This window comes from Polaromonas eurypsychrophila, from assembly GCF_014641715.1.
Classification (GTDB): domain Bacteria; phylum Pseudomonadota; class Gammaproteobacteria; order Burkholderiales; family Burkholderiaceae_C; genus Polaromonas; species Polaromonas eurypsychrophila.
Genome location: NZ_BMIG01000002.1, coordinates 74,498 through 93,921, shown reverse-complemented (window position 1 = coordinate 93,921; position 19,424 = coordinate 74,498). Strand labels below are relative to the sequence as shown.

Below are 19,424 nucleotides of genomic sequence, written 5' to 3'. Positions count from 1 at the left end.
ATGCAGGCAAACCAGCTGTCGCAGGGCCAGGACTTCGCAGAAGGCGCGGCTTTTCCCCTGGCGGTCAAGTTGCTCGCCAGCCTTCTGATCGCGGCGCTGATATTCTGGGGAGTAAGGGCTTTCGACCAGATGACAGGCGCAGGGTGGTCCACCGCTGCCGCCGTGTTTATGGGCGTGACCCTGTGTGTGATCGGGCTTTGTTATTACTGGATTTTGCGCAGCCGCACGACCATCGACGCAGACAGCATCCGACAGAGCTGGCTCTGGCCCAAGCAGGTGGCGCTGGCCGACATCACCCAAGCCAAATTCATTTACGTACCCTATTTGCAGTGGCTGATTGCGCCGCGGCTGATGGTCCGCGCGCGGGGTCATGGGCTGTTTGTGTTTCATGCTGCCGACCCGCAGGTGTTGCAGCGTTTTGCACACCTGAGTCTTGGTCCGGGGTTTGCCGCCGTCGAACCGGCGCGGACGGACAAGTAGGAAAACTTACAGCGCCTGGACCTCGAACACGGCACGCCAAGCGGCCAGAATTGCGTTGCGTTCGTCCTGCAACGCCGGCGGGCGAACCTGCGTCGGCGCTTCGTTGAGCCGCGCCTGGTGCTGTACCCGCCGCAGTTCGCGGTAGGCATCCGCTGCGGCTTGGCCAACGCCCGGGGCCAGCAGGCCGGCGGCCTCAGCGCGCTGCAGCAGCGCGATGTTGCCGACGTTATCTATAAGTTCGGGGTGGCTGCCGGACTGAGACAGCACCAGAAACTGCACCAAAAATTCGGCGTCCACCATGCCGCCGGGGCTGTGCTTGACATCAAATTTTTCGCCCGCTTTCTCGCCCTTGATCGGTCGGCTGGTTCTGACCTTTTCGCGCATGGCGACGATCTCGCGGGCCAGCGCCGGTACATCGCGCGGTGCGCTGATCACGGCAAGGCGGACTTGGTCGAAGCGCTCCCTCAGGGACTCGTTGCCCAGCACAAAACGCGCTCGGGTCATGGCCTGGTGTTCCCAGGTCCAGGCGGTGTTGCTGCCGCGCTGCTGCTGGTACCTGGCGTAGGCCGCAAAGTTGGTGACCAGCAGGCCCGAGTTGCCGTTGGGTCGCAGCGCGGTGTCGATCTCGAACAGATCGCCTTCGGCGGTCTTGATGGTCAACCAGTTGATCAGCTTCCGCACAAAAGCGGCATACACCTCAGAGGCCTGCTCGTCTTCGTCCTCGAAGACAAATACGATGTCCAGGTCGCTGCCGTAGCCGAGCTCCTTGCCGCCGAGCTTGCCGTAGGCAATGATGGCGAACTGCGGTGTCTCGCGATGCTTGTTTTTCAGTCGCTGCCAGCACCAGTCGGTGGTGATCTTGAGCACGGTTTCCGCCAGTGCGCTGAGGTCATCGGCCACCTGCTCCACCGTCAGCTGGCCTTCAACATCGCGCGCCAGCGTGCGGAAGACCTCCGCATGGTGAGCCCGGCGCAACAGGTTCAGGCAGCTTTCCTCATCGTCCTCGCCCGTGCGCCGCAACGCTGCCAGGCGCTGCTGCAGTTCCTGGGTGAAGGCGGCCGCATCAAAACGCTCGTGCAGCATCGCGTCGCTGGCCAGCTCGTCGATCACGCCCGGATGCTGCAGCAGGTAACGCGCCGGCCATTTGGCCGCGCCCAGCAGGCGCAGCAGACGCTCATGCACGGCAGGGCGTTCCAGCAGCAGCGCCAGATAACTTTCGCGGCGCAGCAGGGGCTCCATCCAGTCAATGATGCGCACCGCTGCTTCTTCGCCCGCCTTGCCTTCAACCAGCCACTGCGCGGTGCGCTGCACCAGGCGTGTCAGGCGCGCGCGCGCGTCGTCGCGCAGGCCGAGCACGCGCGGATGCCTGCGCCACTGTTCCAGCCGCGCGCGAAACTTGTCGGGCCACTGGATCGCCAGCTTTTCCAGCAGTTCATCAAGATCCTGCGGCGCGGCCGGCACCGATTTGCCGCAGCCCTTGCAGTCAGTTTTCTGCCCCAGCAGGGTGTCGAATTCCTGGGCGACCAGCTCGCGGTGCGCATCGAGATCGCTCAAAAACGGGCAGCAACTGCTGTAGCCCATGGTCTGCGCAATCCAGGCCAGGTCATCGTCGCGCGTCGGCAGCACATGGGTTTGCTGGTCGTCCAGGTACTGGATGCGGTGCTCGACGCGGCGCAGAAAGTCGTAGGCGCGTGTCAGGGCTTCGGCGGTGGCTTGTGCCATCAGCCCGGCGCTGGCGACGCGCTGCAGCGCATCGAGCGTGGGCCGGGTGCGCAGTTCCGGGAACTGGCCGCCGCGCACCACCTGCAGCAATTGCACGGTGAATTCGATCTCGCGGATGCCGCCGCGCGACATTTTCACGTCGTTGGCGCGTTCGGGGTGGCCGGCGGCGCGTTTGGCCGCGTGTTCGCGGATTTGCCGGTGCAGCACGCGCAGTGCGTCAAACACGTTGTAGTCAAGGTAGCGCCGGAAGACAAAGGGCAGCACGGAGCCGCGCAAGGCCTGGGCCGACCCGCTTCGGACGCATTCGAGTGGCGCCACCACCCGGCTCTTGAGCCATGCAAAGCGCTCCCACTCACGGCCCTGGGCCTGGAAGTATTCCTCCAGCGCATTGAGTGACACTGCCGCCGGCCCCGAGTTGCCGTTGGGCCGCAGCGCCAGGTCCACCCGGAACACAAAGCCGTGTTCGGTGGTGTCGCCGATCAGGGTGTGGATGGCCTTGACCTGCTGCGCGAAATACTCGTGATTGGAAACCACCCCCCGGCCGTCCTCCCGTCCGGCGGTTTCGCCATTGTGGTCGTAGACGTAGATCAGGTCGATGTCGCTGGAGACATTTAGTTCGCGCGCGCCCAGCTTGCCCATGCCAATCACCCACAGCTGGGCACGGCCGACCGCGGAATTTTCTGATGCCGGCGCCTGCGGTTGGCCATACAGCGCGTCCAGCCCCGGGCGCGATTCGCAGATGGCGATATCGAGCGCCAGTTCGGCGAGCTCGGTCATGGCGCGTGTCACCACCGCCAGTGGAACGCCCGCAGTGGCAAATGGGACGGGGGTGGGATGGGCGAGTCTTTCGCCAGCCGGGGCCGCGGGTCCGGCTTCGCCGGCCCGCAGGCGTAGCGCCCCCTCGGGGGGCAGCGACGCACACGAAGTGGCGAGCGTGGGGGCCGTATATTCAAGCGTGGGGGCTTCATGATCACAGTCGAGGACCACCAGCCGTTCCAGCACCAACTGCCGAAGGATGCGCAGGCGGACCCCGGCATCGGCTTCCAGGGGCTGCAGGGCGTCGTAAGCAGCCTGCATGGTGGCGCGCACCGGCTCGCCGGCCGGCAGCAGCGCAAGCTGGCCGGCATAACGCCGGCGGATGCGCTGGACAAAACGGGAATGGTCGGATGCGGCCGTGAGGGCGGTTAACGAAGCAGGCATGACGCGGGTTACCAAACTTCCTTGTGGGGCATTGAACGGACGCAGGCGCTGAAGGTCATAATTCTCATGTCAATGGATCAATCGACCCCCTCCCAGCAAGTGCTTCCCACCCGACGTCTGAAAATTGCCGCCATGGTTGCACGCTTGGCCTTGGGGCTGGTACTGGCTTTTTGGGTCCTGTTCGGTGCGGCCTGGGCCGTGCTCCACGGCTGGATTGTGCCGCGAATCGCCGACTTTCGCCCGCGCCTTGAAACGGCGGCCACTCAGGCACTGGGGGTGCCGGTGCGTATCGGCCAGATCACCGCCCGCTCCGGGGGGCTGATTCCCTCTTTCGAGTTGCGCGAGGTCACCCTGCTCGATACCGAGGGCCGCGCCGCCTTGAGCTTGCCGCGTGTGCTCGCGGCCGTCTCGCCTTCGTCCCTGTGGCGGCTGGGGTTCGAGCAGATCTACATTGACCAGCCTGAGCTGGACATCCGCCGAACTGCGGACGGAAAGATTTATGTGGCCGGCCTGGATGTCCTGCAGAACCGCAGCGACGGCAGGGCCGGTGCCGACTGGTTTTTTTCCCAGACCGAATTTGTGATCCGTGGCGGCACGGTGCGCTGGAGTGACGATCTGCGCCAGGCACCGGTGCTGGCCCTGACCGAGGTGGACTGGACTTCGCGCAATCCTGGCAAGCGCCACCTGATGCGTCTGGATGCAACCCCGCCACCGGCTTGGGGTGAGCGCTTCAGTTTGCGCGGGGTGTTCCGCGAGCCGTTTTTGTCCGGCGGCGCCGGGCAGTGGCAACGATGGGCGGGCCAGTTCTATGCCGAATTCAGCCGCGTCGATGCTTCCGAGGTCAAGCGTTACGTCAGCTTGGACCGCCTCGGCATTGACTTGAAGGCCGGCATTGGGGCCCTGCGTGCCTGGGTGGACGTGCAGGACGGTCAATTTACCGGTGGCACCGCGGACCTGGCCTTGCTGCAGGTTGATGCGACGCTGGGGCGGGCGCTGGAGCCGCTGGCACTGCAGGCCGTGACCGGCCGCATTGGCGGCAGGCACCTGGCCAATGGCTTTGATGTGGCGACGGAAAACCTGCAGTTCCGCACCCGCGACGGGCTGCAGTGGCCAGGCGGCAATGCCGCCATTGTCTACACCGGCGCTGAAGGCAAGTTGCCGGCACGCGGCCAGATCAAGGCGGACAAACTGGACCTGGCGGCGCTGGCACTGGTCGCCAACCGGCTGCCTCTGGGCACAGCCACCCATAGCCTGATGGGTGCGCTGGCACCCAAGGGGCTGGTGGAAACGGTCGAAGCGAAATGGCAGGGTACGCTGGACGCGCCCAGCGCCTATTCAGCCAAAGGCCGCGTGGCCGGGCTGGAGCTCGCGTCACAGGCGGCGCCCCCCGGAGCGGGAGGACCGGGCAGCCAGGCGTCCATCGGGCGGCCCGGCGTGCGTGGCGCGCTGGTGGACTTTGACCTGACCCAGCAGGGTGGGCAGGCCAAGGTCAGAATCAGCAGCGGCGAGCTGGACCTGCCAGGCATTTTTGAGGACCCCCGCCTGCGGTTCGATCAATTTTCGACAGATGCTCAGTGGAAGCTGGCCGGTCCGAAGATTGACGTACAGTTGCGCAATATTGTTTTTGCCAATGCCGACGCGCAGGGCACAGCGCAGGCCGGCTGGCACACCGCCGATGCGCCGGCCGCCGGTAAGGCCGGTACCGGGCGCGACAGCCGCTTCCCCGGCGTGCTCGATCTGCAGGGCGCCCTCAGTCGCGGTGATGGCAGCAGGATTCATCGTTACCTGCCGCTGGTCTTGCCGGTCACGGTTCGTGACTATGTGCGTGATGCTGTGACAGCGGGTGCGCTCACGGATGTCAAGCTCAAGGTCAAAGGCAACTTGAACGACTTGCCTTTTGCCGATCCGAAACTCGGTGAGTTTCGGGTGTCAGCCAAGGTCACCAACGCGGCTTACGCGTACGTACCGAAATCGATACAGCCGCGTGGAGCCAGCGCCTGGCCAGCCTTGAGTGACGTGGCCGGCGAACTGGTGTTTGACCGGGCGTCGCTGCAGGTCAATGGCGCCAAGGGGCGGGTGGCCGGCCTGCCCGGTCTGCAAATCATCAAGGCCGATGCGCGTATTGCTGATCTGATGCACTCGGCCACGGTGCAGATCAACGCGGAGCTCAAGGGGCCGCTCAGTGACGCCTTGGGCTTCGTCAATACCTCGCCGCTGGCCGATATGACTGGCAAGGCCTTGAGTAAAACCGTGGCGAGCGGCGTTGCCGACTACAAAATCCAGCTGACTTTGCCGCTCGCCAAGCTGGACAACACGCGAGTGCAAGGAACGGTCAGCATGCCGGGCAATGATGTCCAGTTCACGCCGGACACGCCGCAACTGACGCGACTCAAAGGGCTGGTCAGTTTCAGCGAAAGCGGGTTTGCGATTTCCGGGGGGCAGGCGCGCATGCTGGGCGGAGACATCCGGCTGGAAGGGGGCACCCGTGGCGCGTCATCCGGCGCCGCGCGCTCCGTGACCGGTGCCCAGGACTTCCCGGACGCTGCCGTGGTGATTCGCGCCCAGGGCACGCTCACGGCCGAAGGTTTGCGCCAGGCGAAGGAGCTCGGCATGGCCGCGCGCCTGGGCGCCCATGCCAACGGTGCCACCGCCTACACCGCCAGCCTGGGGTTCAGGAAAGGAATGACCGAGATCAGCGTGGCCAGCAACCTGCAAGGCCTGGCCCTGAGTCTGCCCGCACCCCTGACAAAAAGCGCTGAGAGCACGCTGCCGCTGCGCTTTGACAACACGGCCGTGCGCGAGACCAGCGGCGGCGCAGGGCAGCCGACCCAGGACCAGTTGTCGCTCAGCGTCGGAAGGCTGGCGTCGGTCCTCTATGTGCGAGACATCAGTGGCGGCGAGGCACGGGTGTTGCGCGGCGCTATGGCGATCGGGCTGGAAGCGGACGAAAGCGCCCCGTTGCCGGACAACGGGGTCACGGCCAACATCAACCTGGCCCGCGTGGACATTGATGCCTGGGAGAAAGTGCTGGATGCGTCCGGCGATCCGGCCCCGGCAGCGGTCCCTGGCCGCCTGACGCCGGCCGGTGTCGTGCTCAGCTACCTGCCGACCAGCATGGCCATCCGGGCCAAAGAGTTGCTGCTGCAGGGGCGCACGCTGCACAACGTGGTGCTCGGCGGCTCGCGCGACGGCTTGACCTGGCGCGCCAACATCGATGCGGCGGAGCTCAACGGGTATGTCGAGTTCCGCCAGTCCGGCGGATCCGGGGCAGGCCGGCTGTATGGGCGTTTGGCGCGCCTGAGCCTGGGCCAGGGAACCGCCAGCGAGGTCGAGGCGATCCTGGACGAGCAACCGGCCAATATCCCGGCGCTCGACATCGTGGTGGAAGACTTGGAGCTGCGCGGCAAAAAACTTGGACGCGTGGAGATCGAGGCGATCAACCGGGGGGCTGGCACCGTGGCGCGCGAGGGGGGGGTACGGGAGTGGCGGCTCAACAAGCTCAACATCATCATGCCGGAGGCCACGCTGACCGCCAATGGCAATTGGATGGCTGTCAACGCGCAGCAGGCATTGGGTGCGGCGACCGGCTCGGGGCCACGCGCGGCCACCGAGCGGCGCCGCACGGTGATGAACTTCCGGCTCGATATCGAAGATTCGGGCGAGCTGCTCAAGCGTTTCGGCATGGCCGATGTCATCCGCCGCGGCAAGGGCCGGCTGGAAGGCCAGATTGCCTGGATCGGCTCGCCCCTGAGCCTGGATTACCCGAGCCTGAACGGCCAGTTCAATGTGAATGTGGCCTCGGGCCAGTTCCTCAAAGCAGAGCCGGGAATTGCCAAGCTGCTTGGTGTCCTCAGCCTGCAGGCCTTGCCGAGGCGGTTGACGCTGGATTTTCGCGATGTGTTTTCTGAAGGCTTCTCGTTTGACTTTGTGCGCGGTGATGTCAGCATTACCCAGGGACTGGCGTTCACCAACAACCTGCAGATGAAAGGCGTCAATGCCGCAGTGCTCATGGAAGGGTCCGCCGACATTGCGAAAGAAACGCAAAATCTGACGGTGGTGGTGGTGCCTGAGATCAATGCGGGAACGGCTTCGCTGATCGCCACGGTCATCAACCCCGCGATAGGCATAGGTACCTTTCTCGCGCAGTATTTCCTGCGGCGTCCCCTGACGCAGGCAGCAACCCAGGAGTTCCACATCGACGGAACCTGGACCAATCCGAAAATCACCAAGACTGAGCGCAAAGCCGTGGTCGGCGTGAAGGCCGGCGAAGACACGGGCGAGAAATAAACATGCAAGTCGCTGCCCTTCAAATGGTTTCCGGCACCAGTGTCCAGGCCAATCTGGAGGCGGCCAGGCAGTTGCTCGAACAAGCTGCAGCGCAAGGGGCCGAGCTGGCGGTGTTGCCGGAGTATTTTTGCCTGATGGGCTGGAAAGACAGCGACAAGCTGGCCGTGCGGGAAAGCGCTGGCCAGGGTGTCATTCAGGATTTTTTGGCGCAGTCGGCACGTGAACTCAAGCTCTGGATTGTTGGCGGCAGCGTGCCGCTTTGCGCCAGCGACAGTCAGCATGTGCGCAACAGCGCGCTGGTGTACGCGCCGTCAGGCCACTGTGTAGCGCGTTACGACAAGATTCACCTTTTCATGTTCGACAATGGGCGGGAACACTACGACGAGTCGCGAGTCATCGAGCGTGGCGCGCTGCCGGTGACGTTTGAGTTGCCGTCCATCGACGGCCACAGCTACCGGGTCGGCCTGAGCATCTGTTACGACCTGCGTTTTCCAGAACTCTACCGCGCGATGAAGGCCGATCTGCTGCTGGTGCCCAGCGCCTTTACCTACACCACCGGGCAGGCGCACTGGGAGACCCTGCTGCGCGCGCGAGCGATTGAAAACCTGGCTTATGTGGTGGCGGCCGCCCAAGGTGGTGTGCATGAGAACCAGCGCCGCACCTGGGGCCAGAGCCTCATCGCCGATCCGTGGGGGCAAATTCTTGCGCAACGCGCCCAGGGCCCGGCAGTGGTCATGGCCGAGTTGCGCGCCGAGCGCCTCGACGCCGTGCGTGTGCAGCTTCCCGCGCTGAAGCACGGTGTGCTGTGAGCGCGCTTCCAAAAGTGTTCAACAAGCGCGCGGGCCGGCGCTGGAGCCGGCGCTGGGCGCTGTGGACCCTGTTGGTTGCGTTGCTTGCCGGCTTGTTGTCTACGCTGGTCTGGCTGGCAGGGCGTTATGAAGCCAGCCAGGTACAAAGTCGGCTGGAGCAGGATGCAGCGCAGATGGCCACGGATATCCGCGCAGAGCTGACGCGCAACGTCCAGAGCTTGCAGGCCTTGCAGTCCAAAAGCCGGAGCACGCAGGCTTGGCGCGCCCCTGCGACCGAACTCCTGCACGAAAATCGCGAGATCATGCGCCTGGAGTGGCGCGACCTGGCGCTGGGTCCGCTGTCCTACGTCGAGACGCCCTACCGCACCCCGGTGTTCGAGCGTCTGGGCCGGGACGGCACGCAGACCGATGTCGGCTTTGCCTGCGCTGCAGCGCGGCGCTTCGGAGGCCCGGCGTATTCGATCAGCTATTTTCTGCCGCAGGCCGACGGCCTGGGCCTGGAGGTGCTGGACATGTGTGTACCTGTGCTAGCTGCCGGCCGGCTCGATGGCTACCTGGTGGCGACCTACTCACTGCCCGATATCCTGTCCGAGATGGTGGGTCGGCAAGTAGGGCGCGGCCAGGGGCTGGCTTTCACCGAAGCCGATGGCACACGGCTGGCAATGTACGGCAACCCAACGCGCGGCAATCAGGCCTACGTGGCCCAGCAACTGCTTGACCTGCCAGGCAACACGCTGGTCCTGCGGCTGGAGAGTCGGCGCGGCACACCGGCGCTGTTTCCCAACCTGCTGACTGCCCTGGTGACGGCCATGTCGGTAGCGCTGGTGGCGGTGCTGGCGCTGCTCGGTCGCGACATGCGGCGACGACTCAGGGTGGAGCACGACCTGGCCGATGCACTGGCTTTTCGCAAGGCCATGGAGGACTCGCTGGTGACCGGTATGCGCGCCCGCGACCTGCAGGGGCGGGTGACCTATGTGAACCCGGCTTTTTGCCAAATGGTAGGCCTGGAGGCCGGCGAACTGCTCAACCGCGACCTGCCCCCGCCCTACTGGCCGCCCGAACAGGTTGAGGAATACGGGCAACGCCAGGCCAGCCGCCTGGCCATAGGCGCCCATTTGCCGCGAGAAGGCTTCGAGTCGGTGTTCATGCGGCGCGATGGGTCTCGTTTCCCGGTGCTGATCATCGAGGCGCCGCTGATCAATGCAGTGGGCAAGCAGACCGGCTGGATGAGCGCCATTCTCGACGTCAGCGAACAGCGGCGCATCGAGGAGTTGTCGCGTGCCAGTCAGGACCGGCTCCAGGCCACGGCGCGCCTGGCCACGGTCGGCGAAATGGCCTCGCTGCTGAGCCACGAGCTGAATCAGCCGCTGGCGGCGATTTCGAGCTACGCCACCGGCTCACTGAACCTGTTGCAAAGCGCCGCCGCCGATGCGCAGCAGCCGTCCAGCAGCGAGGATTTGCAGCTCGCCATGCGCCGCATTGCCGAGCAGGCCGAACGCGCAGGCAAGGTCATCAAAAGCGTACATGACTTCGTGCGCCGTCGCGAGCAGGTGCGCGAACCGATTGCGCCGCGCGTGCTGCTCGATGCGGTGATGCCGCTGGTCAGCCTGCAGGCGCGCAAGCTCGGCGTGCGGGTGCTGATACAGGTCGACGCCAGTTGCGGCCCGGTGCTGTGCGACCGGACCATGGTCGAGCAGGTGCTGCTCAATCTGGCGCGCAATGGCATGCAGGCCATGCAGGGGCTGGACAAAAATCGTCGCGCCGAAAAGGTGCTGACCTTGCGCGTGCGGCCGGCCGCGTCGAACGCCTGGAGCCGCTGGGTGGAATTCGCCGTGATTGACCACGGCGAGGGCATCTCGGAAAAAGTGGCGCAGCAGCTATTTACGCCGTTTTTCACGACCAAGGCCGAAGGCATGGGCCTGGGCTTGAGCCTGTGCCGCACGGTGATCGAGCAGCATGGTGGTTTCCTCGGCTTTGAAGCGGTCTCGCCTCAGGGGACGATTTTCACTTTCACCCTGCCGGTGGCGGTCAGCGTCGGCGCATCGCCGGAGACTGCCGCGCTGCCGGCGTCAGTGTCCTAAAGGAATGTCATGGAACCGATCCAGAATGCCACTGTCTACATCGTTGACGACGATGCCAGCGTGCGCGAGGCGCTGGCTTGGCTGCTGCGTTCGCGGCGTCTGCCCAGCGAGTCGTTCGACAGCGCGGAAGCCTTCGACGAGCGAATTTCCGGGGCATTTCAGGTCACCTCCCCCTCGTGCGCGCTGCTCGATGTGCGCATGGGCGGCATGAGCGGCCTGGCGATGTTTGAAAAACTGATTGCCTGCGGCCTGTTGCCCACGCTGCCGGTGATCTTTCTGACCGGCCATGCCGATGTGCCGACGGCTGTAGATGCGGTCAAGCGCGGCGCCTTTGACTTTTGCGAAAAGCCGTTTTCTGACAATGCGCTGGTGGACCGCATCGAGCAGGCGCTCACGCAGTCGGCGGCGGCGTTGGCGCAGCGCAGCGAGCACACCGGCCTGCGCGCCCGCCTTGACGGCCTGACCGAGCGCGAGCGTGATGTGATGCGGCTGGTGGTGGAGGGGCTGCCGAACAAGCTGGTGGCCGACCAGCTGGACATCAGCGTGCGCACGGTGGAAGTCCATCGCGCCCGGGTTTTTGACAAAATGAGCGTAAAGTCGGCGGTGGAGCTGGCTAACTTGCTACGCAATTTATAGCGTCACAGCGGATCTCCGGGCTTGTCGGCTGATGCATCGGGCTCGACGTCTTTCTTCAGTTCACCGTTCTTGCGACCGGAAAACATGGTCCACCAGACAATGAACACCAGTATCAGCAAGGCCCCCAGGGCTTCAAGTAAAAGTAAGGCCATGACTGTTTTTTCCCGGGCAACATACACCGCTGCCATTATCGTCTTCATGGGCCTGCTCGCCTCCTGCGCCACCGCGCCGTTGCCGCGAGCACCGTCTTCACCGCCACCCGTCGCCGATACGCCGCGACCCGTCGATGGCACCAGCCTGCCACCGGCAAGAATGCAGGGCAAAAGCCGCTGGGTGGCGGTGCCATGGTCCGAGTTGCCGGGCTTTGAAAACGACGCGTTGTTCGAGGCGTGGAATGCCTGGCTCAAGAGCTGCGAACGGCCCGGCCCGGTGTTTGCCCCGCTATGCGGCGAGGTCCGGCGCCTGAGCATCGCCAGCGCCGATGAACAGCGCGTCTGGATGATGAGCCGGCTCCAGCCCTATCGCGTCGAAACACCGCAGGGCGCGGCGGAGGGCTTGCTCACCAGTTATTACGAACCGGTGTTCAAGGCCAGCCGCCAAAGTGGTAAGGGCTACACCGTGCCGCTGTACCAGTTGCCCACAGGCATGGCCAGCCGCAAACCCTGGTACACGCGGCAGGACATTGACACTCTGCCGCAAGCACAGGCGGCCCTGCGTGACCGCGAGATCGCCTTCATGGCCGACCCGATTGATGTGTTGATGCTGCACATCCAGGGCTCGGGCCGCCTGAACCTGACCGAGGCCGACGGCAGCCAGCGTACGGTGCGCGTCGCGTTTGCCGGTTCCAATGAGCAGCCTTACCGCAGCGTGAACCAGTGGCTGCTCGAGCAGGGCGTGACCAAAATCAACCCCTGGCCCGACGCGACCAAGGCCTGGGCGGCGCAAAATCCGCAGCGCCTGCCGCAGCTACTGTGGAGCAACCCGCGCTACATTTTTTTCCGCGAGGAGGCGCTCAGCGAACAGGATGCGTTTTACGGCCCACGCGGTGCGCAGGGCGTGCCGCTGACGCCGGGACGCTCGATCGCGGTGGACCGCGGGAGTATTCCCTATGGCACGCCGGTCTGGCTGGCGTCGCGCGGTCCGGCCGCGGACCTGCAAAAGCTGGTGATCGCGCAGGACACCGGCAGCGCCATCGTCGGGGCGGTGCGTGCCGATTATTTCGCGGGGACGGGATCCGAAGCCGGGGTGCTGGCCGCCCGCATCAACCAGCCGCTGCGTTTGTGGGCGCTGTGGCCCAAATAAAAACGCTCAAGCGAGAGTTTGCGGTGTGTTGGCACCAAGTTTTGCTATAAATAATATAGCTTCTGGCGCTTGACTGGTATGGGCTGAAGACCAATTTGGTGCATAAATCCCCAGCCTGCAACGGCGCGGCGTTACCAGACCTTGATCGACCTCAGGGGCTATTGCCCGCAGCCAGGTGGCCCAGCGGCAGCGCGCTGCTGGCCTTGACCTCGCCCAGCGAAAAGCTGGTGTGCAGGTCTTTCACATTGGGCAGGTTGATCAGGCTTTTCAGCGCAAAGCGTGAAAAACTGTCCAGGTCCTGCGCCACCACCTGCAGCTCGAAGGTGCCGGTGCCGCTGATGTAGTGGCAGGCAATGATTTCCGGCAGCTTGCGGATGGCTTCCTCCATCACGCTGGTGGCGTCGCCGGTGTTGCGGTCGGCGTCCAGCCGGACAAAAGCCAGCACGCCCAGGCCGATCTTGTGGCGGTCGATTTCCGCGCGGTAGCCCTTGATGAAGCCACTTTCTTCCAGCGCCCGCACGCGCCGCCAGCAGGGCGCGGCGCTCAGGCCGACACGCGCACTGAGTTCGGCGTTGCTGAGGCGGCCATCGGTTTGCAATTCACTCAGGATGGCGATGTCAAACTTGTCGAGTGTTTCCATAATTGGCAATTATGAGCAAGAATCTTTCGTCGAGCTACAGAAACAGGGCATAGAAAGCAAAGACTTATCTGTTCATCGCGCCTACACTTTGCTCATATATAGAGAGGCATCACCCTATCCGGGTGACCAGCCTTCGCCGCCCACAAGGCGGTTTCAGCCCCACGACTGGAGACAAAGATGAACGCCCCCCTGCCCGAACACATCCGCAAGGCGCTAGAGACCGTCACCCTCGACGATAAGTATTCGTTGGACTATGGCCAAGCTTTTATGAGCGGTGTCCAGGCCTTGGTCAAGCTGCCCATGTTGCAGCGCCAGCGCGATGCCCTGCAGGGCAAGAACACAGCTGGGTTCATCAGCGGCTACCGCGGCTCGCCGCTGGGCGGCTACGACCAGGCATTGTGGAAAGCTTCCAGCTACCTGAAGGCGCAGAACATCGTGTTCCAGCCCGGCGTCAACGAAGAGCTGGCAGCTACCGCGTTGTGGGGCACGCAGCAACTCGGGTTTTCGCCGCCCGGCACCAACAAGTTCGACGGAGTGTTCGGCATCTGGTACGGTAAGGGCCCCGGCGTGGATCGCTGCTCTGACGTGTTCAAGCACGCCAACATGGCCGGCACCACACCCTGGGGCGGCGTGATTGCGGTGGCCGGCGACGACCACGTGGCCAAGAGTTCGACCGCCGCGCACCAGAGCGACCATATCTTCAAGGCCTGCGGCCTGCCAGTGTTTTTTCCGGCCAATGTGCAGGAGATCTTGGACCTGGGCGTGCATGCCTTTGCCATGAGCCGCTTTTCCGGCGTCTGGGCCGGCATGAAAACCATCCAGGAGATTGTTGAGTCGAGTGCCACGGCGATGATCGACCCGGAGCGTGTGCAAATCAGAATTCCGACCGACTTCCAGATGCCGCCCGGCGGCGTGCACATCCGCTGGCCAGACGCCGCGCTGGAGCAGGAAGCCCGCCTCTTCGACTACAAGTGGTATGCCGCACTCGCATACATCCGCGCCAACCGTCTCAACTACAACGTGATAGCAGGGCCTAACGACCGCTTCGGCATCATCGCCAGCGGCAAGGCCTACAACGACACGCGCCAGGCCCTGATCGACCTGGGCCTGGACGACGCCACCTGCCGCCAGCTCGGCATCCGCCTGCACAAGGTCGGCGTGGTCTGGCCGCTGGAGGCCCAGGGCACACGCGAGTTCGCGACCGGCCTGCGCGAGATCCTGGTGGTCGAGGAAAAGCGCCAGGTCATCGAGTACCAGCTCAAGGAAGAGCTCTACAACTGGCGCGCCGACGTGCGCCCCAACATCTACGGCAAGTTCAACGAGGTCGAGGGCGACTTCAGCGGCGGCGAATGGTCCATGCCGAACCCCGCGGCCAACACGCTGCTCCGCGCCAACGCCGACCTGTCGCCCTCCCTGATCGCCAAAGCGATTGCCCAGCGTGTGCGCAAGCTCGGCCTGGACAGCGCCATGACGGCGCGTCTTGATGCGCAACTGGCGATTCTGGAAGCCAAAGAGCGTTCTCTGCAAGTACTGGAAATCAAGGCCGACCGCCAGCCCTGGTTTTGCTCGGGCTGTCCGCACAACACCTCGACCAAGGTGCCCGAAGGTTCACGCGCCATGGCCGGCATCGGCTGCCACTTCATGGCGTTATGGATGGACCGCAGCACCTCGGGCTTCACCCAGATGGGCGGCGAGGGCGTGCCCTGGGTCGGCCAGCAGCCGTTCACCACCGACCAGCATATCTTTGCCAATCTCGGTGACGGCACTTACTTCCATAGCGGCTCGTTGGCGGTGCGTCAGTCGATTGCCGCTGGCGTCAATATCACCTACAAGATTCTCTACAACGACGCGGTCGCCATGACCGGCGGCCAGCAGGTCGGTGAACGGCCGGAAGGCCATTCGGTGGTTCAGATCGCCCAGTCCATGCGCGCCGAAGGCGCGGTGAAAATCGTGGTGGTGACCGACGAGCCCGAAAAATACGAAGGCGTGACGCTGGTTGAAGGCGTGGCCGTCCACCACCGCGACGAACTCGACACGATCCAGCGACAGTTCCGCGAGATAAAGGGCACCACCGTCATCATTTACGACCAGACCTGCGCCACCGAAAAGCGCCGCCGCCGCAAGCGCGGCACCCTGGTCGACCCGGCGCGCCGCGTCGTGATCAATGAGCTGGTTTGCGAAGGTTGTGGGGATTGCAGCGTGCAGTCCAATTGCCTGAGCGTGGAACCATTGGAAACCGTGTTCGGCCGCAAACGCCAGATCAACCAGTCCACCTGCAACAAGGACATGTCCTGCCTGAAGGGGTTCTGCCCGAGTTTTGTAACGGTAGAGGGCGGACAACTCAAGAAAAAAGCCAAAGGAAAATCCACGTCCCCTTTTGAAATGGGGGTACTGCCAGAGCCGCAGATTCCCGCCACCCACGGGGTCAACGGCAATGTCTGGGGCATCGTGGTGGCCGGCGTGGGCGGCACCGGCGTCATCACCATCGGTCAGTTGCTGGGCATGGCTGGCCACATCGAAGGCAAGGGCATCGTCACCCAGGACGCCGGTGGCCTGGCGCAAAAAGGCGGCGCTACCTGGAGCCATGTGCTGATAGGCGCGACACAGGACGACATCCGCACGACTCGCGTCGGCATGGCCGGGGCCGACCTGATCATCGGCTGCGACCCGATCGTGGCGGCCGGCAAGGAGACGGTGCTGCGCATGCGCGAGGGCCGTACCCATGTGGCGCTCAATTCCTACAGCACGCCGACAGCCGCTTTTGTGCACAACGCCAACTGGCAAAACCCGGCAGAAGCGTGTGTCGCTGAAATTGTCAAGGCGGTGGGCGAGGCCGGCGTCGGTGCCTTCAATGCCGACGCGGCCTCCACCAAGCTCATGGGCGACAGCATTTACACCAACCCGATGATGCTTGGTTACGCCTGGCAAAAAGGCTGGATTCCGCTGGAATATGCCTCGCTGATGCGCGCCATCGAACTCAACGCCGTGGCCGTGAACAACAACAAGACGGCATTCGAATGGGGCCGGCGTGCCGCTCACGACCCGGCGTCGGTGGAAAAATTGTTGACCTCCGCGCAGGTGATTGCCATGCCGGCGCCACGCCAGGGTTTGGCGGAACTGGTGGCGCGTCGCGTGGCTTTTCTGACGGACTACCAGAACGCGGCCTATGCCAGGCGCTACGAAAGTTTCGTGGACCGTGTGCAGCGGGCCGAGTCGGCCCTGGGCATGACACAGCTGACCCAGGCCGTTGCCAGGTATCTGTTCAAGCTGATGGCCTACAAGGACGAGTACGAGGTCGCGCGCCTGCACACCGACCGCAGCTTCCATGACAAGGTCGGTGCGATGTTTGAAGGTGATTTCAAGCTCAACTACCATCTGGCGCCGCCTATGCTGGCCAAAACCAACGACAAGGGCGAACTGCAAAAGCAGAAGTTCGGCCCGTGGATGCTGAGCGCCTTCAAGGTGTTGTCCAGGCTCAAGGGCCTGCGCGGCACTGCGCTGGACCCGTTTGGCCGCACCGAAGAGCGCCGGATGGAGCGTGCACTGATCGTTCAGTACGAGGGCAGCATCGAAGAGATCTTCAAGAGCTTGAATGAGGGCAATCATGCGGCGGCCGTGGATGTGGCACGTATTCCGGAACTCATCAAGGGCTATGGGCATGTGAAAGCGCGTCATGTTGTGCTGGCGCAGCAACAGTGGACGCAGGCGCTGGCGGCCTTCCGGCAACCAGCGCAGGTTGGGCAGCAACTGGCCGCCTGAGCCCGGCTTGGGGCCCGTGGCTGGGCCGTGAGCGAAAGCGCCGGTTTCTGCCGGTGAGGCCTGAGGCCGCTCATAGAGTCCCCGCCAATTACGCGGGTTACAATTTTTCAGCTTCAGCCGGCCGCATACAATCAGGCCCTCTGCGCCCCGCGGTGTGACTTGGGGCGCCCTACTTTTGTTGTGGAGTCTGCCGTGTTTATTTCTTCCGCGTTTGCCCAAACTGCCCCTGCCGCTGCTGCCGAGGGCGGCATGATGTCTTCTCTGACCAGCATGCTGCCGCTGGTGCTGATGTTTGTTGTGCTCTACTTCGTGATGATCCGCCCGCAGATGAAAAAGCAGAAGGAGCATCGCACCATGATTGAGGCACTGGCCAAGGGCGACGAAGTGGTGACGGCCGGCGGTTTGCTCGGCAAGGTCACCAAGATGGGCGAGGCGTATCTGGGTGTGGAAGTTGCTGCGGGTGTTGAAATCCAGCTGCAGCGCAGCGCCATCGTCCAGGTCCTGCCCAAAGGCAGCATCAAGTAAGCAGAAGACGGTTTTTCGCAGGGCCGGCCCGTGCCGGCCCGCCCAGTCCCCTCGTTTCCCAGGAACAGCACGCTCATGAATCGTTATCCGGTCTGGAAGTACGCGATCATCGTCGTCGCCTTGTTGATTGCCGCGTTGTATACGCTGCCCAATTTTTTTGGCGAGGCGCCTGCCGTGCAGGTTTCCAGCGCCAAACCCAGCGTGAAGGTCGACAGCAGCACTGTCACGCGCGTGGAGCAGGCCTTGAAGGACGCTGGCATCATCTCCGATGCGGTGACTTTTGACGCCACCTCGGTCAAGGCCCGCTTCGGTGACACGGACACGCAGCTCAAGGCCAAGGACGCCATTGAAAGGGCGCTGTCTCCCGATCCGGCTTCGCCTTCTTACATCGTGGCCCTCAATTTGTTATCGCGTTCGCCCGCCTGGCTGACCGCGCTCAATTCCCGCCCGATGTACCTGGGGCTGGACTTGCGCGGCGGTGTGCATTTCATGCTGCAGGTGGACATGCAGGCGGCGTTGACCAAAAAAGCGGAATCGCTGGCCGGCGACTTGCGCCTGGTGCTGCGCGAGAAGAATATCCGGCACAGCGGCATCAACCGAAATGGCCAGACCGTCGAGGTCAAATTCCGCGATACGGTCACCTTGGAAGCCGCCAAGCGGATTCTCCTGGATCAGTTTCCCGACCTGCAATCGGTCGATACACCGGATGGCGCGGAGTACAAACTGGTCGCACGTATCAAGCCGGAGGCAGCCCGCCTGGTGCAAGAGCAGGCGCTCAAGCAGAACATGGTCACCTTGCACAACCGCATCAACGAATTGGGTGTGGCCGAGCCGGTGATCCAGCAGCAGGGGCTGGACCGCATCGTGGTGCAGTTGCCTGGCGTGCAAGACACGGCCAAGGCCAAGGACATCCTGGGCCGCACCGCCACGCTCGAGATGCGCCTGGTCGATGAAAGCAGCGAAGGCCGGTCCGCAGAGCTGGGCTCCGGGACCGTGCCTTTCGGTTCCGAGCGCTTTCTGGAGCGTGATGGCCGGGCCGTGATCGTGAAAAAGCAGGTGATTCTGACCGGCGAGAGCCTGACCGACGCCCAGCCCGGTTTTGACTCACAAAGTCAGCAGCCCAAGGTCGATTTGACTGTGGACGCCAAGGGCGGCCGCATCATGCGCGACACCAGCCGCGAAAACGTTAAAAAACGCATGGCCATTGTGCTGTTTGAAAAAGGCAAGGGCGAGGTGTTGACGGCGCCGGTCATTCAGAGCGAGCTGGGCAACCGCTTCCAGATTTCCGGCTCGATGACCGTGACGGAAGCCAACGATTTGGCATTACTGCTGCGCGCAGGTTCCCTCGCTGCCCCCATGGAAATCATTGAGGAGCGCACCATCGGCCCCAGCCTGGGTGCGGAAAACATTGCCAAGGGTTTTAGCAGCGTGGCTTGGGGTTTTCTGGTTATCGTCGCTTGCATGTCAGCGTATTACATGCTGTTCGGGCTGTTTTCGGGCCTGGCCCTGGCGGTGAATTTGCTGTTGCTGGTAGCGATTTTGTCCATGTTGCAGGCGACACTGACCTTGCCGGGCATGGCGGCCATGGCGCTGGCCTTGGGTATGGCGATCGACTCCAACGTGCTGATCAACGAGCGGGTGCGCGAGGAGTTGCGCAACGGCGCGTCGGCGCAGGCCGCCATCCACACCGGCTATGAACGCGCCTGGGCCACTATTCTTGACTCGAACATCACGACGCTGATTGCCGGCCTGGCTTTGCTGGCCTTCGGCTCGGGGCCGGTGCGTGGGTTTGCGGTGGTGCACGTGATCGGCATCCTGACCAGCATGTTCTCGGCGGTATTTTTCTCGCGCGGGCTGGTTAATCTCTGGTACGGTCGGCAAAAGAAGCTCAAATCCGTGTCCATTGGCACAGTGTGGCGGCCGGCCGGCGACGCGGGTGTTCCTGCCAAGTCCGGCAAGTCGGCGCCATCGGCGAGTTAAAGC

General features: G+C 63.7%; 12 protein-coding genes. 9 read left to right on the top strand and 3 right to left on the bottom strand.

Translation table 11 applies throughout. The features are described 5' to 3' along the window. Positions 1 to 480, top strand: coding sequence for a hypothetical protein (locus IEX16_RS02920; RefSeq protein ID WP_188706445.1), 480 nt, complete (start codon positions 1 to 3; stop codon positions 478 to 480). Positions 481 to 486: 6 nt separating this feature from the next. On the opposite strand, the gene glnE is transcribed toward IEX16_RS02920, so the two are convergent. Next, positions 487 to 3,402, bottom strand: a complete 2,916-nt coding sequence (glnE, locus tag IEX16_RS02915; RefSeq protein WP_188706443.1) for a bifunctional [glutamate--ammonia ligase]-adenylyl-L-tyrosine phosphorylase/[glutamate--ammonia-ligase] adenylyltransferase — start codon at positions 3,400 to 3,402, stop codon at positions 487 to 489. A 132-nt stretch (positions 3,403 to 3,534) separates the two neighbouring features. Here glnE and IEX16_RS02910 point away from each other — a divergent pair, with 132 nt between their 5' ends. From IEX16_RS02910 to IEX16_RS02895, 4 genes are read left to right on the top strand one after another with little or no spacing between them, the layout of a single operon-like run. Beyond that, positions 3,535 to 7,689 carry a YhdP family protein gene (locus tag IEX16_RS02910; protein ID WP_229676142.1) on the top strand — a complete coding sequence of 1,385 codons (4,155 nt, stop codon included), beginning with the start codon at positions 3,535 to 3,537 and terminating at the stop codon, positions 7,687 to 7,689. 2 nt (positions 7,690 to 7,691) lie between these two features. Beyond that, positions 7,692 to 8,498 (top strand): carbon-nitrogen hydrolase family protein, encoded by an 807-nt coding sequence (locus IEX16_RS02905; RefSeq protein ID WP_188706440.1) that lies wholly within the window; start codon positions 7,692 to 7,694, stop codon positions 8,496 to 8,498. Then, positions 8,495 to 10,579, top strand: coding sequence for an ATP-binding protein (locus IEX16_RS02900; RefSeq protein WP_229676141.1), 2,085 nt, complete (start codon positions 8,495 to 8,497; stop codon positions 10,577 to 10,579). The genes IEX16_RS02905 and IEX16_RS02900 overlap by 4 nt, the downstream gene beginning before the upstream one ends. A 9-nt stretch (positions 10,580 to 10,588) precedes the next feature. Further along, positions 10,589 to 11,215, top strand: a complete 627-nt coding sequence (locus IEX16_RS02895; protein WP_188706438.1) for a response regulator transcription factor — start codon at positions 10,589 to 10,591, stop codon at positions 11,213 to 11,215. Between the two features lie 2 nt (positions 11,216 to 11,217). Here IEX16_RS02895 and IEX16_RS02890 read toward each other — a convergent pair whose 3' ends face one another. Continuing rightward, complete coding sequence (locus IEX16_RS02890; protein WP_188707203.1) at positions 11,218 to 11,367, bottom strand: hypothetical protein; 150 nt, start codon at positions 11,365 to 11,367, stop codon at positions 11,218 to 11,220. Between IEX16_RS02890 and mltA the strand changes: the two genes are divergently transcribed. After that, positions 11,366 to 12,517: a murein transglycosylase A gene (mltA, locus tag IEX16_RS02885; RefSeq protein ID WP_229676140.1), complete on the top strand. Its 1,152-nt coding sequence runs from the start codon at positions 11,366 to 11,368 to the stop codon at positions 12,515 to 12,517. The genes IEX16_RS02890 and mltA overlap by 2 nt on opposite strands. A 151-nt stretch (positions 12,518 to 12,668) precedes the next feature. On the opposite strand, the gene IEX16_RS02880 is transcribed toward mltA, so the two are convergent. Next, a complete protein-coding gene (locus IEX16_RS02880) occupies positions 12,669 to 13,157 on the bottom strand; it encodes an Lrp/AsnC family transcriptional regulator (protein WP_188706434.1) in 489 nt (162 codons plus the stop codon). Positions 13,158 to 13,334: 177 nt separating this feature from the next. Here IEX16_RS02880 and IEX16_RS02875 point away from each other — a divergent pair, with 177 nt between their 5' ends. The 3 genes from IEX16_RS02875 to secD all read left to right on the top strand — a co-directional run bounded on the left by IEX16_RS02875 (position 13,335) and on the right by secD (position 19,421). Further along, on the top strand, positions 13,335 to 16,916 hold the full coding sequence (locus IEX16_RS02875) for an indolepyruvate ferredoxin oxidoreductase family protein (RefSeq protein WP_188706432.1): 3,582 nt from the start codon (positions 13,335 to 13,337) through the stop codon (positions 16,914 to 16,916). Positions 16,917 to 17,108: 192 nt separating this feature from the next. After that, a complete protein-coding gene (gene yajC / locus IEX16_RS02870; protein ID WP_188706430.1) occupies positions 17,109 to 17,441 on the top strand; it encodes a preprotein translocase subunit YajC in 333 nt (110 codons plus the stop codon). 75 nt (positions 17,442 to 17,516) lie between these two features. Continuing rightward, on the top strand, positions 17,517 to 19,421 hold the full coding sequence (gene secD / locus IEX16_RS02865; RefSeq protein WP_188706427.1) for a protein translocase subunit SecD: 1,905 nt from the start codon (positions 17,517 to 17,519) through the stop codon (positions 19,419 to 19,421). The last annotated feature ends 3 nt before the right edge of the window (positions 19,422 to 19,424 follow it).